Source organism: Streptomyces sp. NPDC006261, assembly GCF_040613515.1.
Taxonomy (GTDB): domain Bacteria; phylum Actinomycetota; class Actinomycetes; order Streptomycetales; family Streptomycetaceae; genus Streptomyces.
Genome location: NZ_JBEXSI010000094.1, coordinates 1 through 16,279, shown reverse-complemented (window position 1 = coordinate 16,279; position 16,279 = coordinate 1). Strand labels below are relative to the sequence as shown.

Annotated in this window: 7 protein-coding genes; 4 read left to right on the top strand and 3 right to left on the bottom strand. The window is 72.0% G+C overall.

The window, feature by feature from the left end; all coding sequences use genetic code 11:
• Window positions 1-82: 82 nt before the first annotated feature.
• Window positions 83-391 carry a hypothetical protein gene (locus ABZ154_RS33110; RefSeq protein WP_356838058.1) on the bottom strand — a complete coding sequence of 103 codons (309 nt, stop codon included), beginning with the start codon at window positions 389-391 and terminating at the stop codon, window positions 83-85.
• A gap of 428 nt (window positions 392-819) precedes the next feature.
• Between ABZ154_RS33110 and ABZ154_RS33105 the strand changes: the two genes are divergently transcribed.
• The 4 genes from ABZ154_RS33105 (at window position 820) to ABZ154_RS33090 (ending at window position 13,363) form a co-directional block, all read left to right on the top strand.
• Complete coding sequence (locus tag ABZ154_RS33105) at window positions 820-11,262, top strand: amino acid adenylation domain-containing protein (RefSeq protein ID WP_356838057.1); 10,443 nt, start codon at window positions 820-822, stop codon at window positions 11,260-11,262.
• Window positions 11,259-11,465 (top strand): MbtH family protein, encoded by a 207-nt coding sequence (locus ABZ154_RS33100; protein ID WP_356838056.1) that lies wholly within the window; start codon window positions 11,259-11,261, stop codon window positions 11,463-11,465. The genes ABZ154_RS33105 and ABZ154_RS33100 overlap by 4 nt, the downstream gene beginning before the upstream one ends.
• A gap of 78 nt (window positions 11,466-11,543) precedes the next feature.
• The gene (locus ABZ154_RS33095; protein ID WP_356838055.1) at window positions 11,544-12,566 is read left to right on the top strand and encodes an ATP-binding cassette domain-containing protein; all 1,023 of its coding nucleotides are present in this window, start codon (window positions 11,544-11,546) and stop codon (window positions 12,564-12,566) included.
• Window positions 12,563-13,363: an ABC transporter permease gene (locus ABZ154_RS33090; RefSeq protein ID WP_356838054.1), complete on the top strand. Its 801-nt coding sequence runs from the start codon at window positions 12,563-12,565 to the stop codon at window positions 13,361-13,363. The genes ABZ154_RS33095 and ABZ154_RS33090 overlap by 4 nt, the downstream gene beginning before the upstream one ends.
• Window positions 13,364-13,645: 282 nt before the next feature.
• Here the strand turns inward: ABZ154_RS33090 and ABZ154_RS33085 are convergent, their stop codons facing one another.
• The gene (locus ABZ154_RS33085) at window positions 13,646-15,232 is read right to left on the bottom strand and encodes a molybdopterin-dependent oxidoreductase (protein WP_356838053.1); all 1,587 of its coding nucleotides are present in this window, start codon (window positions 15,230-15,232) and stop codon (window positions 13,646-13,648) included.
• A gap of 357 nt (window positions 15,233-15,589) precedes the next feature.
• Entirely contained in the window at window positions 15,590-16,120 is a 531-nt protein-coding gene (locus ABZ154_RS33080; RefSeq protein WP_356838059.1) for a fasciclin domain-containing protein, read from the bottom strand.
• Between the last annotated feature and the right edge of the window lie 159 nt (window positions 16,121-16,279).

Genomic DNA, 16,279 nt, shown 5'->3' with positions numbered 1-16,279 from the left:
GCAGTTTCCTGCGACCTTCGAAGGCGCGTGCCCCGATCGAAGAGGCGCGCGGGGGAGCGGCGTTGCTCCAGGCCCCTTGCTTTCAGGGCCGCACGGTGCACAGGGCGAGGAGGCAGAGGTTGAACCCCTGGGTGTTGCTGGGGCCCGTGTGGCCGCCGGGTCCGGATTCGCCGACGCTGCACCGGGCCAGCAGACAGAGATTCCCGCCCTGTATTCCCCGGTAGTGGGCGAGCGGGCCGGAGGAGGTCCCGCCCTCACGCGCAGTAGACGCCTGGCGGGGTGCCACCTCCGAAGAGGCGGCGGCCGAGGCTGCGGGAGCGGAAGCCAGCAGAACGGTGCCAACGAGGGCTCCGACGAGCTGCCACCGCAGAGCGGGAACAGGGATCTTCATTGTGTTCTCCTTTTCGAATTCCGGGACATGGGAACGCCGCGCCCGAACGAACGTCCGGACATCACCTCTTCGGTGCGAAGCCCTCCATGGATGGGTGTCTGGCGCAAAGCCGCCCGACGATTGGCTGATACACGCCGGCGAACTGCAAAAGATCGGCCCGCCGACGTGTCGTGCGCCACATGGGCAATCCGAGGCTGATGTGACTCCGAACGACTGGTGTGAAGGCCCCTTTGGGGCGACGTCAGCGCAACGGAGGCGGTCAACGTGCACCGGCCCAAAGAAGCGGATACTTCGCGATCGCGATGTGTACGCCCTCGACCGGGGCCGGCAGTCCCCGCGACCGGCCCCGACCCGTCCCGCTCCGCCCTGCCGCACATGCGCGCCCCGGCCCATGGCGTCGCAGGTCTCCCCCACCGAGGTGAATTCGCGTGACCGACGTACCGCACACCGGAACCCCGACGACCGAACTGCGCCTGACCGCCGCTCAACAGGGGGTCTGGTTCGCGCAGCGGCTCGACCCGGCCAATCCGGCGTACAACATCGCGGAGTACGCCGATATCCGGGGCCCTGTGGAACCGGACCTGCTGCGCCGCGCGGTCGGCCACACCGCGGCCGAGATGGAGGCTCTGCGCACCACCTTCGGTGAGCGGGACGCGGTCCCCTTCCAGCGCGTGCGGGAGAGTGCGTCCATATCCCTGCCGTGGGTGGACCTCTCCGACGAGGCGGACCCGCACGCGGAGGCTCTGCGGCGGATGCGGCTGTGTCTGGCCGAGCCCGCGGACGTATCGGCGGGGCCGCTGGTCCGTGTCACCCTCTACCGGCTCTCTCCCTCGCGCCACCTCTTCCACCAGCAGGTGCACCACCTGGCGCTCGACGGCTACGCGGCGGTCCTGGCCCTCTCCCGTATCGCCGAGGTCTACACCGCTCTCGTTCTCGCCCCGGATGTCCTTCCCGAGCTGCGTCCCGCAGGTTCTCTCGCCGCGCTCATTGAGGAGGAGGACGCCTACCTCGCGTCCGAACAGGGCGCCCGGGACGAGAACTTCTGGGCAGAACACCTCGTCGGCGCGCTCCCTCCCGAGGCCCCCGCACCGTCAGGTACGAGGAGGGAGTACGGGACGGCATCGGTGCGACGGGTGTACAGCCGGGCGGAGACGGCACGGCTGAAGGCCGCCGCCAAGCGCGCCGGAACAGGCTGGCCGACCTTCCTCATGGGGGCGCTGGCGCTGTGCCTGCACCGGGAGAAGGGGCTCGGCGAGGTCGTGCTCGGCCTGCCGGTCACCGGTCGGCGCACTCCCGCCGCACGGTCGACACCCGCCATGCTCAGCTCGATCCTGCCGATGCGACTCACCGTCTCCCCCTCCGACCGGGTGGCCGATCTGGCGCGCCGGGCCTCCGCCGAAGCCCGTTCCGTACTGCGTCACCAGCGCCGGCCGGCCGAAGCAATCCGCCACCAACTGGGGTTGACCGGAACGACGACGGCGCTGACCGGGCCCTCCGTCAACTTTCTCGCGTTCGACGACGCCCTGCGATTCGGCCCTCACCCGGCGACCCTGCACAACCTGTCGATCGGCCCGGTGGAGGACCTGGCTGTGGCCGTGCACGCCTCCTTCGGCGACGGAGGTATGCACGTCGATCTGCTGGGCAACGCCGCGCGCTACGGTCAGCAGGACCTCGTAGAGCCGCATAAGCGCCTGTGCCGCATTCTCGACGCGTTCGTGGAGGACCCGGAGCGGACCGTCGGAGCGCTGAGCCCCGTCGCCGAGGACGAACAGCGGCGGGTGCTCGGACTCGGCGCCGCTCAGCAGCCGGCAAGTGACGCCCCTGAGCCGTCCCCCCTGACCGAGCAGTTCGCCCGGCAGGCGCGAACCACCCCTCACCAGAGCGCCGTTGTCTGCGACGGCACAACCCTCACCTTCGAAGAACTCGACCACCGGGTGAACCGCCTGGCGACCCTGCTCGCCTCGCGGGGCGCCCGGCCCGGCACCCGCGTCGCGGTGGGACTGCCGCGCTCCACGGATCTCGTGGTGGCGATGCTCGCCGTGATGCGGACGGGGGCCGCCTATCTGCCGCTCGACCCCTCCTACCCGGCCAAGCGGCTCGCCTTCATGATCGACGACTCCCGACCCGTGGCCCTGGTGGCGACCGCGTCCTCGGCGGCCACGATCGACCCCCGGGGGTCAGTCCCGCGCATCGCCCCCTCGACGACGCCGGCCGTCTCCCCGGCCGGTGCGGTCGAAAAGCCGGCCGGACCCGGACCTCAGGATGCCGCGTACGTCATCTACACCTCCGGATCCACCGGCCGCCCCAAGGGCGTCGTCGTCGAGCACCGCTCTCTGAGCAACCTCCTGGAGCACCACCGTCGGGAGGCGCACGCCCTGGCCGAGGAGGCTCTGGGGCGACGGCTGCGGGTGGCCCTGTCCGCCGCGACCTCCTTCGACGCGGCCTGGGACCCGGTGCTCTGGATGGTCGCCGGACACGAGTTGCACATCATCGCGGACGACGTCCGCCGCGACCCCCAGGCCCTGGTCCGGTACCTCGTCGACCATCGCGTCGACGCGATCGAGACGACCCCCACCTATCTGCGGCAGATGCTGGCATCGGGGCTGCTCACCTCGGAAAGCCACCGGCCGCGTGTCATCGCCCTGGGCGGGGAAGCCGTCGACGACGGGCTCTGGGAGGAGCTGGCCGCCGACCCCGACCTGCTGGTGTTCAACTTCTACGGACCCACCGAGACCACCGTCAACGCCGTGACCGCCCGGATCACCGGTGCGTCCCCCGTGATCGGGCGCCCCGTCACCGGGGCCGGGGCCTATGTGCTCGACCCGTCCCTGCACCCGCTGCCCAGAGGATCGGTGGGCGAGCTGTATCTGTCGGGCGAGGGCGTGGCGCGCGGATACGCGGGCCGTCCGGGGCTCACGGCCGAACGCTTCATGCCGGACCCCTTCGGCCTTCCGGGTGCCCGGATGTACCGCACCGGTGACCTCGCCCGGTGGGGCGAGGACGGTTCGCTGGAGTTCGTCGGGCGCAGCGACCGGCAGATCAAGGTGCGCGGTGTGCGGGTCGAGACCGGGGAGATCGTGGCCGCGCTGCGTTCCCTCCCCGGTGTCGAAGACGCCGCTGTCGCCCTGACCACCCCGCAGGACGGTCCCGAGCGGCTGGCCGCGTTCATGGTGGCCGGAGATGGTGCGCCCACTCAGGCGGAGACGCGCGACGCGGTCGCGGCCCTGCTGCCCGGCCCGTCGGTGCCGACGGCCTGGGCGACGGTGAAGCGCCTGCCGCTCACCCCCAACGGGAAGCTCGATGTGGCGGCTCTGCCGCCGGCTCTGCCCATCGCGTCCGAAGGCGGTGCCCCGCGCACCGCCCAGGAGGCCCGGATGTGCGCGGTCTTCGCCGCGTGCCTGGGGGTGGAGCGGGTCGGCCGGGACGACGACTTCTTCGCGCTGGGCGGCCACTCGTTGCTGGCGATGCGGCTGATCGGCCGGATCCGCAGCGAGTTCGGCGCGGAGGTGCCGATCAGCACCCTGTTCTCCACACCCACACCTGCCGGCCTGGTCACGACGCTGGGCGACGTCTCCCCGGCCCGGCGTTCGGTAACGGCGGTCGTCCCCCGCCCGCGGCGGCTTCCCCTCTCGTTCGGGCAGCAGCGGCTGTGGCTTCTGGAGACGCTGGGCGACGCGGGTGCGTCCTACCATCTGCCGGTCGCGCTGCGCCTGCACGGTGCGCTGGACCGCGACGCTCTGGAGCTGGCCCTCCACGACGTCGTGGAGCGGCACGAGGCGCTGCGCACGATCGTGGCGGAGACCCCTGAGGGCCCATGCCAGGAGATCCTGCCGCCCGCGCGGCTCCCGCGTCCGCTTCTGCGGGTCATGGCCGCCGGTGATCCGCTGGAGCCGGACGGCGCACGCTTCGACCTCGAGCACGAGATCCCGTTGCGGGCACGGTTGTTCCCCGTGGGCGCCGAGGAGCACGTCCTGATCGTGACGTTGCACCACATCACCGCCGACGGATGGTCGATGGGGCCGCTCGTACGGGACCTGTCCACCGCCTACGGCGCGCGCCGCTCGGGGCGGGCGCCAGGGTGGGACGAACTGCCCGTGCAGTACGCCGATTTCGCGCTGTGGCAGCGTGACCTGCTCGGAGATCCCGACGCGCCGGACAGTCTCGCGCGCCGCCAGCTCTCCTCCTGGGCGGACTCTCTGGCCGGGCTGCCGGAGGAGTCGTCGTTCCCGATGGACCGGCCGCGCCCGGCCCGCTCCTCGGGGCGGGGCGGGAGCGTCCCCGTGCGCATTGGGGCGCCGGACCACCGGATGCTGGTCAAGCTGGCCGGGGACCGCGGCGCGAGCTCCTTCATGGTGCTGCACGCGGCGCTGGCCGCCCTGATGTCGCGCCTGGGCGGGGGTGAGGACATAGCCGTCGGCACCCCGGTGGCAGGCCGTACCGACGACGCGCTCACCGAACTGGTCGGCTTCTTCGTCAACACACTGGTCCTGCGGGCCGACACCTCCGGAGCCCCGGCGTTCCGTGCGCTCGTGGACCGGGTGGCCCGTACCGACGTCGCCGCCTACGCGCACCAGGACATCCCCTTCGAGCGGGTGGTCGAGGAGCTCGCGCCGCCGCGGTCGCTCGCACGCCACCCGCTGTTCCAGGTGATGCTGAGCCTCAACAACACCCCCGCGCCCCGCCCTCGACTCGACGGTCTCACAGTCGGCCACGAGAGGTCCGTGGGGCGGTCGGGCTCCAAGTTCGACCTCAGCTGGGACCTGTCCGAGCACCACGACGACCAAGGCCGCCCGGACGGGATCACCGGTGAGCTGGAGTACGACGAGGACCTCTTCGACCGTACGACGGCGGATCGGTTCGCCGAGCACTTCACCCGGCTCCTGAGCGCCCTGCTCTCCGAGCCCGACCGTCCGATGACGGACCTCGGCTTCCTGACCCCGTCGCAGCGCGCGGCGGCACTGGACGAGCTGCCGCGCACCGCGCGCAAGCCGCTCGGCGCGACGCAGAGGGCTTCCGACGACGGGACGGTGCTGGACGTCCTGGCGACCCGCGCGGCCGTCCAGCCGGACCGCACCGCGGTCGTGGCCGGCGACAAGCGCCTCACCTTCGGTGAACTGCGCCTGCTCTCCGACCGCCTGGCCTGCTCGCTCAGGGACCGGGGGATCGAGGCCGGTGACCGGGTGGCGGTGGCGCTGCCCCGCACCTCCGTCGCCGTCGTGGCGGTGCTGGGCATCCTGCGAGCCGGAGCCGTGTACGTCCCGCTCGACCCGGCGCAGCCTGCAGCCCGCACCTCGCTGATCCTCGACACCGCCGCCCCGCGCCTGGTGCTGGCCACCTACGCCACCCGGGCGGCTCTCCCGGACACGGCCGACGTCCTCCTGCTCGACGCGGCCGAGCGGGAGAACACCGCTGCGGCGACCATGCCGGCGCCGCCCCGCGGCCGTGACGCCGCGTACGTGCTGTACACCTCCGGATCCACCGGGTTGCCCAAGGGCGTCGTGGTCGAGCACCGGTCCCTGGCCGTGCTGCTCGCCCATCACCGCGACCACCTGATGGGCCCCGCCGAGGCGGAGAACAACGGGCTCCCACTGCGGGTGGCGCACACGGCCGCGATGACGTTCGACGCCTCCCTCGACCCGCTGCTGTGGATGATCGCGGGCCACGAACTGCACCTCGTGGACGACCTGACGCGCCGGGACCCCGAAGCCCTCACCGCCCTGCTCCACGACCGGGCGATCGATGTCGTGGAAACCACCCCCTCGTTCGTCGAAGAGCTGCGCTCCTGCGGCCTGTTCGCACCCGGCCGGCCTCGACCACGCGTGCTGGCACTGGGCGGGGAGGCCGTACCCGCACCGCTGTGGCGGGAACTGGCCGCCCTGTCCGACGTGGCGGTGTGGAACCTGTACGGCCCCACGGAGACCACCGTGGACAGCGTGATGGGCCGGGTCCTGCCCGGCGTGCGACCCCACCTCGGACATCCGGTGGCCGGCGCCCGGGCCCGGGTACTGGACCGGCGGCTGGAGCCGGTCGCCCCCGGGGTGACGGGAGAGCTGTATCTGTCGGGCCCGGGTGTCGCCCGGGGCTACGACAACCGCTCCGGCGCGACGGCGGAGCGCTTCCTGCCCGACCCGTACGGAGCGCCGGGCTCACGGGTGTACCGCACCGGCGATCTCGCGCGCCGGGTCGAAGGACGTCTTGAGTACCTGAGCCGTGCGGACGGACAGATCAAGATTCGTGGATTCCGGGTCGAGACCGGCGAGGTCGCATCCGCCCTGGACGCCCATGGTGACATCGCGCAGTCGGCGGTCGCGGTCCGCTCCAACTCGGGCTCGAACTCGGGCCCGGGGGGAGCGCAGCTGGTCGCCTGGGTCGTGCCCGTCGGTCATCGGGACCTGTCCTCCCGGGAGCTGCGGGCCTTCGTCGCGCAGCGGCTGCCGGCCCACATGGTGCCTTCGCTGATCGTGCCGGTCGCCGCTCTCCCCCTGACCCCGCACGGGAAGGTGGACTTCGCGGCGCTCGGACTGACCACCGTCGCGGAGGGTACGGATGTGGAGAAGCGGGCGCCGCGGTCCGCCCCGGAGGAGATCCTCTGCGCCCTGTTCGCCGAGAGCCTGGAGCACGAACGGGTCGCCCCTGACGACGGCTTCTTCGAGCTGGGCGGACACTCGCTCCTGGCGACCCGGCTGATCGGCCGGATCCGCTCCGCGTTCGGCGTCGAACTCCCGGTACGGGCCCTGTTCGAAGCCACGACCCCCGCCTCGCTCGCCGAGCGGCTGGAGGGAGCGGGCGCGGCGCGGCCCGCGCTGCGGCGGGCGCCCCGCACGGAACGGCCACCGCTGTCCACGGCACAGGAGCGCCTGTGGTTCCTGCACCAGCTGGACCCCGAATCGGCGGCCTACCACATGGCGTTCGCGGTCCGCCTGGACGGCAGCCTGGACCGGCACGCCCTGCGGAGCGCGCTGGGTGATGTGCTGACCCGGCACGAGATCCTGCGCACGGTGGTCGAGCCCGGCGACGGCGGCCCCCGTCAGCATGTGCTCGCGCCCGGTGACGCACTGCCGGAACTCCCCGTCGTGACGATCGAGGAGGGTCGCCTGGGCGAGGCACTGCGTGAGGCAGCGGCCGAGCCCTTCGACCTCACGCACGATGTCCCCCTGCGGCCGGTCCTGTTCCGGAGCGGTGAGGACCGGCACACCCTGCTGGTCACCGTCCATCACATCGCGGCGGACGGATGGTCCACGGGGCCGCTGGCCCAGGACCTGGCCGGCGCCTACGCGGCGCGGTCCGCCGGGCGGGCACCGAGCTGGGCGCCCCTGCCGGTCCAGTACGCGGACTACACCCTGTGGCAGCGCGACCTGCTCGGCAGCTTCGAGGATCCTGTCTCCGCGGCCTCGGCCCAGCTCGCCTTCTGGAAGGACCGCCTGGCCGGCGCCCCGGAGGAGACCGTTCTGCCCACCGACCGCCCCCGGCCCGCCTCGCCGAGCGGTCGTGGGGGCACGGTCCCGGTACCCGTACCGGAGGAGACCATGGCGGAGGTGGCGCGGCTTGCCAGGTCGACGGCGAGCAGCACGTTCATGGTGCTGCACGCCGCCCTGGCGGCGCTGCTGCACAGGATGGGGGCCGGCGGCGACGTCACCATCGGCACCCCGGTGGCCGGGCGGACCGACGAGGCGCTCGACCCCTTGGTCGGCTTCTTCGTCAACACCCTCGCCCTGCGGACAAACCTCGGCGGCGACCCGGACTTCACCGAGCTGCTCGCCCGGGTACGGGAGACGGACCTGGCCGCCTACGCCCACCAGGAGCTGCCCTTCGAGCGGCTGGTGGAGGCCGTGCGGCCGACGCGCTCGCTCTCCCGCCACCCGCTCTTCCAGGTCATGCTGACCCTCAACAACCACCGGCCGCCCCGGCTGGACCTGCCCGGCCTGGAGGCCCGGCTGGAGGGGGTCGACACCGGAGGCGCGAAGTTCGACCTCTCCTTCTCCTTCACCGAGCGGACGTCGGCCGGGAGCGGCGGGACCCACCTCGACGGAACGCTGGAGTTCAGCCAGGACATGTTCGACACCGAGACCGCCGTACGGATCGCGGACCGGTTCACCCTTCTCCTCGCGCACGCGGTGGGCGACCCCACCACGATCGTGGGCGACCTGCCGCTGACCAGCGCCGAAGAACAGCGGCGGCTGCTGGACCTGGGCGGTGGCGCCGGTGGACTCCGTCACGACGCCACGCCTCCCCCGACGGTGCTGGACCGGTTCGCGGCCACGGTGGCCGCGGCGCGCAGCGGCGACATCGCGGTGACCGCCCCGGACGGCAGCCTCTCCTTCACGGAGCTGGACGCCCGCTCCGACCGGATCGCCGCGCTGGTCGCCCGGGCCGGTGCGGGCGCCGGAGACCGGGTGGCCGTTCTGCTGCCGCGCGGCACCGACTCGATCGCCTCCCTCCTCGGCGTTCTCAAGGCCGGGGCCGTCCACGTGCCGGTGGACGACTCCCTCCCGCAGGCCCGGATCGACGCGGTGCTGGCCGACGCACGCCCGCACACCGTGCTCACGGCGGACGCCACCCACTCCCGGGCAGCGGCCCGATGGCACCGTGTGAACCTGGACTCCGCCACCGCGCCCGCACCCCTGCGGGAGCGGGCCCGGCCGGGCCCCGCCGAGCCCGCCTATCTCCTGCACACCTCGGGCTCGACCGGCCGCCCCAAGGGAGTCCTGGTCGGCCACGGCTCCCTCGCCCGGCTGCTGGAACACCACCGGCGCCATCTCTTCGGGCCCTCGGTACGGGCGGCCGGAAAGCCCCGGCTCGACGTGGCGCTGACGGCCGCCCTGTCCTTCGACGCCGCGTGGGACCCGGTGCTCTGGATGCTCGACGGGCACCGGCTCCACGTCCTGGACGATCTGACGCGCCGGGACCCGGAGGCACTGGTCGAGGCGGTACGCGTCCTGGGCCTCGACGTGCTGGAGTCCACGCCCACACATGTCCGGCAGATGCTGGACGCCGGGCTGTTCGCCGGGGCCGGCCGGACCCCGTCCGTGATCGTCCTGGGCGGCGAGGACGTCCCGCCCCTCCTCTGGGACGATCTGCGGTCCCGGCCGGGCCTGACGGCCTGGAACTTCTACGGGCCCACCGAGGCGACGGTGGACACCCTCACCGCCGAGCTCCGGGCGACCGGGCGGCCCGTGCTCGGCGCCCCGGTCGAGGGGACGGCCGTACGGCTCCTCGACGACCGGCTGCGGCCGGTCCCGGTCGGGGTGACAGGCGACCTCTACCTGGCCGGGGACAGCCTGGCCCTCGGTTACCACGGACAGCCCGCGGGCACCGCGGCCCGTTTCGTGCCCGACCCCTACGGCCCCGCGGGAACCCGGATGTACCGCACCGGAGACCGGGCCGTACGGACGCCCGACGACGCTCTGGAGTTCGCCGGGCGCGCCGACGACCAGGTCAAGGTGCGCGGGTTCCGGGTGGAGCCGGAGGGGATCGCCGCCGTACTGGCACAGCACACCGACGTCTCCCAGGCGGCGGTGGTCGCGCACGGTGAGGATCCCGGAGGCTCCCGCCTGGCCGCGTATGTGGTGCTCGCCGCACAACCCGCCGCCCCGGCCGGGAGCGCTGCCGTGGACCGCGCCGCGCCCACCGGCCCCTCGCTGTCCGACGCCGAACGGCTCGACGGGGTGCGGGAGCACACGGCGGCCCGGTTGCCCGGGTACATGGTGCCCTCCGGCTGGATCGCCGTGGACCGCATCCCCCTGACGCCGAACGGAAAGCTGGACCGGAAGTCCCTGCCCGACCTCACACCGCAAGCGGGGTCCGCGGGCACGGGGCGCAGCCCCCGTAACCCCCGGGAGGACGTGCTGTGCACGCTGTTCGCCGAGGTGCTGGAGCGCGAGCAGGTCCTCATCGACGACGACTTCTTCGCCCTCGGCGGTCACTCCCTGCTGGCGGCGGGCCTGATCCGCCGCATCCGTGACGGCCTGGGGGTGGACGTCAGCATCCGCAGCCTGTTCGAGGCGCCCACGGTCGCCGCGCTCGCGGAACGGATCGGCGCCGGCGTCCAGGACAACCCGCTGGCCACACTGCTGCCGCTGCGGACCAGGGGCAGCCTGCCGCCGCTGTTCTGTGTCCATCCGGCCGGCGGCCTGGCCTGGTCGTACGCGGGGCTGCTCCCCCACCTCGGCAACGACCGGCCGGTCTACGGGCTCCAGACCCCGAACCTGGACGGCACCGAGACCTTCCCCGACAGCATCGAGGCGATGGCCGCCGTGTACGTGGCGGAGCTGCGGGCCGTCCAGCCGCACGGCCTGTACCACCTGTTCGGCTGGTCCTTCGGCGGCAACGTCGTCCAGGAGGTCGCCGTCCAGCTCCAGGAGGCGGGCGAGGAGGTGGCTCTGCTGACGATCCTGGACGCCTTCCCGCTCGCCCCGCTGGACGACCTGGACAGCGCGAGCCGGGACACCGTCTTCCGGGCCCTGCTCGCCAACATGGGCGTCGGCCAGGAGGCCCTGGACGGGGACGGACCGGTGGAAGCCGCGGCCGTACGGGACCAGTTCCTCGCCGCAGGCAGTCCGCTCGGGTCGCTGGAACCGGCCACGATCGACGCGATGGTGGACAACTTCGCCGGTCAGGCACGCCTGATGCGGAAGTACACCCCCCGTGTGTTCCACGGACCTGTGCTGTTCTTCACCGCCACCGAGGGCCGCCCCCGGGACACCTTCGGCCTGTCCCTGTGGGGCCCGTACATCGACGGCCCCATCGAGAACCACGACGTGGCGTGCGCGCACGCCCAGATGATGCAGCCCGCCGCGCGGGAACAGATCGGCACCACCGTCTCGGCCGTGCTCGACGCCGGCCACCACACCGAACAAGGAGACCTGTCATGACGAATCCCTTCGACGACCCGCAGACCCGCCACCGCGTCCTGGTCAACGACGAGGGACAGCACGCCCTGTGGCCGTCGTTCGCGGCGGTGCCCGCCGGCTGGGACGAGGTGTTCGGCCCGGCGGAGCACGCGGCCTGCCTGGAGTACGTGGAGGCCAACTGGACCGACATCACCCCCAGGAGCGCCCGCGTGAGGGTGGCATGACCCTGCCTCTCTGCCCCCTCTCCCCGGTCACGCCGGACCCACGCGCCCGCCCCACTCCACGCACCACGAGAGGCGCCCATGACCGCCACGCCGACCCATCCGGCGATACGCGCCGAAGGACTCACCAAACGATTCGGGAAGAAGCAGGCCCTGGCCGGTGTGGACCTCGAAGCGGCCCCCGGCACCGTGCTGGGGGTCCTCGGCCCGAACGGCGCGGGAAAGACCACCACGGTGCGGTTGCTGTCGACGCTGCTGCGACCGGACAGCGGCCGGGCCTGGATGGCCGGCCACGACGTCCTCGCCGACCCGGAAGCCGTACGCCGCGACCTCGGGCTTTCCGGCCAGTACGCCGCGGTCGACGAGAAGCTGACCGGCCGGGAGAACCTGTACCTCGTCGCCCGGCTCTACGGGTTCGGCCGTCATGCCGCCCGGCGCAGAGCCGGTCAACTGCTGAGCAGCTTCGACCTGGAGGACGCCGCGGACCTGCCGAGCGGAACGTACTCGGGAGGAATGCGCAGACGGCTCGACCTGGCCGGCGCACTGGTCGCGCGGCCCGCCGTGGTGGTCCTCGACGAGCCCACGACCGGCCTCGACCCCCGGGGCCGGGCCGACACCTGGCAGGCCGTCAGGGACCTGGTCTCCGAGGGAACGACGGTCCTGCTCACCACCCAGTATCTGGAGGAGGCGGACCAGTTGGCCGACGCCATCGTCGTCATCGAGGGCGGCCACGTGGTCGCCCGCGGCTCGGCCGCCGAACTCAAGGCGCGGGTCGGCGGCGAGCGGCTCTCGCTGACCGTCGCCGAACCGCGGCACCGGGTCACCGCGGCCGAGATCCTGGCCACGCTCGGAGAGCACCTCCCCGACCTCGACCCGCGCACCGGCCGGCTCACCGTCGCCACCGATCACGGCGCGCAGAGCCTGGAATACGCCCTGGGCTGCCTGCGGCTGGCCGGCATCGCCGTCCGGGACGTGGAACTGGCACCGCCGACCCTGGACGACGTGTTCCTCTCCCTCACCGGCCGCCCCCTGGAACCGGGCAGCCCTCCGGTCTCTCCGACGGCCTCGACAGGCATCACGGCGACCGGAGGCGATGGCCGGTGACCGCGGTCCAACGACTGAGCCGCGACTCCTCCATCGTGGCCTGGCGCAATCTGCTGAACCTTCGCCGGACACCAGGATCGGTCATCGCGGCCCTGGTCCAGCCGGTCATGTTCGTCCTGCTGCTCGCCTACGTCTTCGGCGGAAGCCTCGGCGGGGCCGAATACCGCACGTTCCTGATGGGCGGCATCTTCGCCCAAGCCGTCACCTTCAACGCGGCGTTCACCGCCCTGGGCCTGGCCAACGACATGGACAAGGGCATCGTCGACCGCTTCCGCTCCCTGCCGATGCCCGCCATGGCGGTGCTCCTGGGCCGGACCCTGTCGGACCTGACGATGAGTACAGTGACCCTACTCGTCACCTCGCTGTGCGGGCTGCTGGTGGGCTGGCGGATCTCCGCGTCGCCGGGCGACGCGCTCCTGGCCTACCTGCTGATCCTTCTCTTCGCCTTCGCGATGTCCTGGGTGGGAGCGGCGATCGGGCTGATGGCCCGCAGCGTCGAGGTCGCGCAGAGCGCGGGGCTGATCTGGCTCTTCCCGGTCACGTTCGTCTCCTCGGCGTTCGTCTCCACGCACACCATGCCCGGCCCGCTGCGGACGATCGCGGAGTGGAACCCGGTTTCCGCCACAGCCACCGCCGTCCGGCAGCTCTTCGGCAACCCCCCACCGGCCGGCCTGCCGACGAGCGACACCTGGCCCGTCGTGCACGCGCTCCCCTACGCCGTGGTCTGCGCCTGCCTGATCACGGGTGCGTTCATGCTGCTCGCGCTCAGAAGGTTCCGGCGCATCACTCTCGGATGAGGGACACTCTCTGGCGACGGGGTGAGCCGCAGCCATGGATGTCACTTCCCGGGGTGTGCATGCGCAGGGAGCCGAAACCCTGTCCTCGATCTCTTCGTGCGCCACCCTGAGCTGGTCGAGGGGGCGCGATGCCCGCTCCAGGTCCGCCCGGTCCTCGTCGAAGCGGCGACCTGTAAGCCGACGCCGTCCTGGGTCCGGTCGACAGCGGGCCGGCGGCCCACGGTCGAGCCCGGAGGCTGCACGCCTGATCGGCTGCGGTGTCGACCCACGTGCACCCGCCCCTCAGTCGATGGTGACGACGACGGACGGCCAGCCACTGGCGCCGTCGGGGACCGTGCCTGTCCGCTTCTCTGTCTGTACCTGGCCGCCGCGTTCGGTGGCGCGGACGGTCAGGGTGTGGCTGCCGGGCGTGGCCTTCCATGGGAAGGACCACTGGCGCCAGGTGTCGATGTTCGCCTCCGTCGCGAGGTCGGCGTCCCGCCAGGGGCCGTCGTCCACCCGGATCTGAACGCGGTCGATGCCGCGGTGCTGGGCCCAGGCCACGCCGGCGACCATCACCGTCCCGGCTTTGGACCGGGACAGCGGCTTGGGAACATCGATCCGGGACTGCGTCTTGATCGGTGCCCGGCGGGCCCACGAGCGTTTGACCCAGTACGGGTCGTAGTCGGCGAACGTCGTGAGCTCGATGTCCTCGATCCACTTGCAGGCGGAGACGTACCCGTACAGACCCGGAATGAGCATGCGGACGGGGAAGCCGTGGGTGAAGGGCAGCGGCTGCCCGTTCATCCCGACCGCGAGCATTGCGTCACGCCCGTCCATGGCGGCCTCCACCGGGGAGCCCAGCGTCATACCGTCCACGGATCGAGCGACGAGCTGATCTGCGGGACCGCCCTTCGAGGGAGGTCTGACCCCGGCTTCGGCCAGGACGTCGGCCAGCCGTACGCCCAGCCACCGTGCGTTTCCGACGTACGGACCGCCGACCTCGTTGGATACGCAGGTCAAGGTGATGTCCCGCTCGATCAGTTCACGCCTCATCAGGTCCGCGAAGGTGAGGGTGACCGGGCGGGTGACACCCTTGCCGTGGATGCGCAGCCGCCAGGTGTCGGCGTCCACCTTCGGCACGACCAGCGCTGTGTCGACGCGGTAGAACGCCTTGTTCGGCGTGGTGAAGCGGCTGATCCCCGGGACCTTGAGCTGAGTGCCGGGCGGTAGCGGAGGCGCGGGCGCAGCCGGGGCGGGCAGTCTCACCGCGTTCCGTGACTCGACCGCCGCTTGCGAGGCGTTGCCGGTGAGGTAGCGGCCGAGCGCTCCCACGCCGAGGGAGGTGACCGCCGCCGCCGAGGCGCCGATGACGAACCTGCGGCGGTCCCAGCCCTCTCCGCGATCCGGGTCCGCCGTGGTCCTGCTGGCGCGAGGGGGCTGGGTGAGCCGCCCGATGAGGTAGTAGAGCAGCGCCGCCGCCACCACGGCGCCGACCACCGAGGGGAGGGCGTCGGTGAACCCCGATGAGTCCGGCCGGGTCAGCGCGGCGGCCGCGCCGATCACTCCGAAGATCAGAACCCCTGCGGCGCCGGCCCGCCGGAACCGGAGTGCCACCACGCCCAGCACGATGGCCAACGCGGCCAGCGCGGCGAGGATGCCGAGCTGCAGAACCAGTTTGTCGTCCTCGCCGAAGTGGCGGATCGCCCAGTCCTTGACCGGTGTCGGCGTTCGGTCGATGGTCGCCCCGCCCACAGCCGTGAGCGGCCCAGCCTGCGGGCGGACCGCGGCGGAGACCAGCTCGGCAACCGCGAGAGCCGCGAACCCGGCAAGCAGGCCGCTCAGCGCCCCCAGTGGCAGACGGACCCAGAGTTTCGCAGATGTCGTCACACTCCAGAGTCCAAACCAACTGTGGTTGTTTCGCCCTCCTGCCAGGCCGGCCCGACGGGATGCCACCCGAATGCACGACAGGGACGCTCGGTTGCGGTCGGAGGCAGACGGCCACAGCCGCAGGGCCAGTGGGCGGCCGGAACCCGTACGAGTAGCCGCCGAGCGGCCAGCGGTTCCTCGCCGGAACGGAAGAGGCCCCGTGCATCCCGTTCGCGGGAGCGCTGGTCACGTGACCAGCGCCCCCAGTCCCCTCTGAGGACGCGACAGGTGGGCCCCGTCGGTATTCGTTGCGACGCCGACGGGGCCCGCCTCCTGTCGGATGCAGGCCCTGCCGGCGTCGGCGTTCCTCGGAGAGTTCTACTTCGGCGGCGTGAGGACGGTGTCGATGATGTTGACGGTCGCGTTGGCAGTGGGAACGCTTCCGCAGACGATCTTCGCCGAGTCGTTGACCGTGAACGCTTCACCGGAGCCGGCAGTGGTCAGCGTGCCGCCCTCCAGGGTCTTGAACGACCCCTTCTCCAGTTGCTGCTGGGTGATCTCCTCGCCCACCACGTGGTAGGTGAGGACCTTGGTCAGTTCCGCCTTGTCCGCGAGGAGTTTGTCGAGGTCCGCCTTCGGGATCTTGGCGAACGCGTCGTTGCTCGGCGCGAAGACGGTGATGTTCTCCGCGTTGTTCAGGGTGTCGACGAGTCCGGCCTTCTTCACCGCCGTGACCAGGGTCGACAGTTCCGGGTTGTTGGACGCGGCGGTCGCGACCGGTTCCTTCGCCATCCCGGCGAGACTGCCCTTCCCCTCCTTGGGAACGGACGCACAGGCAGGTCCGTACGGATCCTGCGTCGCTGCCTGGGCAGACGCCTGCGGCGCCATGACACCCAGGGAGACGGGCAGGACCACTGCGGCAGTGCCAGCAATCACGGCACGGGAGATGCGGGGCGTTTTCACGAAGGTTTCCGGGGCCTCCCCCTGAGTGGTGGACACGCTGATACTGGATCTGCTTGATCCGGAGGAAGCGAGAAGACCGCCGATGGCGATGAAGGACTATTCGGA

Excerpts from the sequence above, each read along its gene's own strand:
- ABZ154_RS33095 (WP_356838055.1), top strand. The coding sequence starts at position 11,544 with ATGACCGCCACGCCGACCCATCCGGCGATACGCGCCGAAGGACTCACC.
- ABZ154_RS33100 (WP_356838056.1), top strand. The coding sequence starts at position 11,259 with ATGACGAATCCCTTCGACGACCCGCAGACCCGCCACCGCGTCCTGGTC.
- ABZ154_RS33110 (WP_356838058.1), bottom strand. The coding sequence starts at position 391 with ATGAAGATCCCTGTTCCCGCTCTGCGGTGGCAGCTCGTCGGAGCCCTC.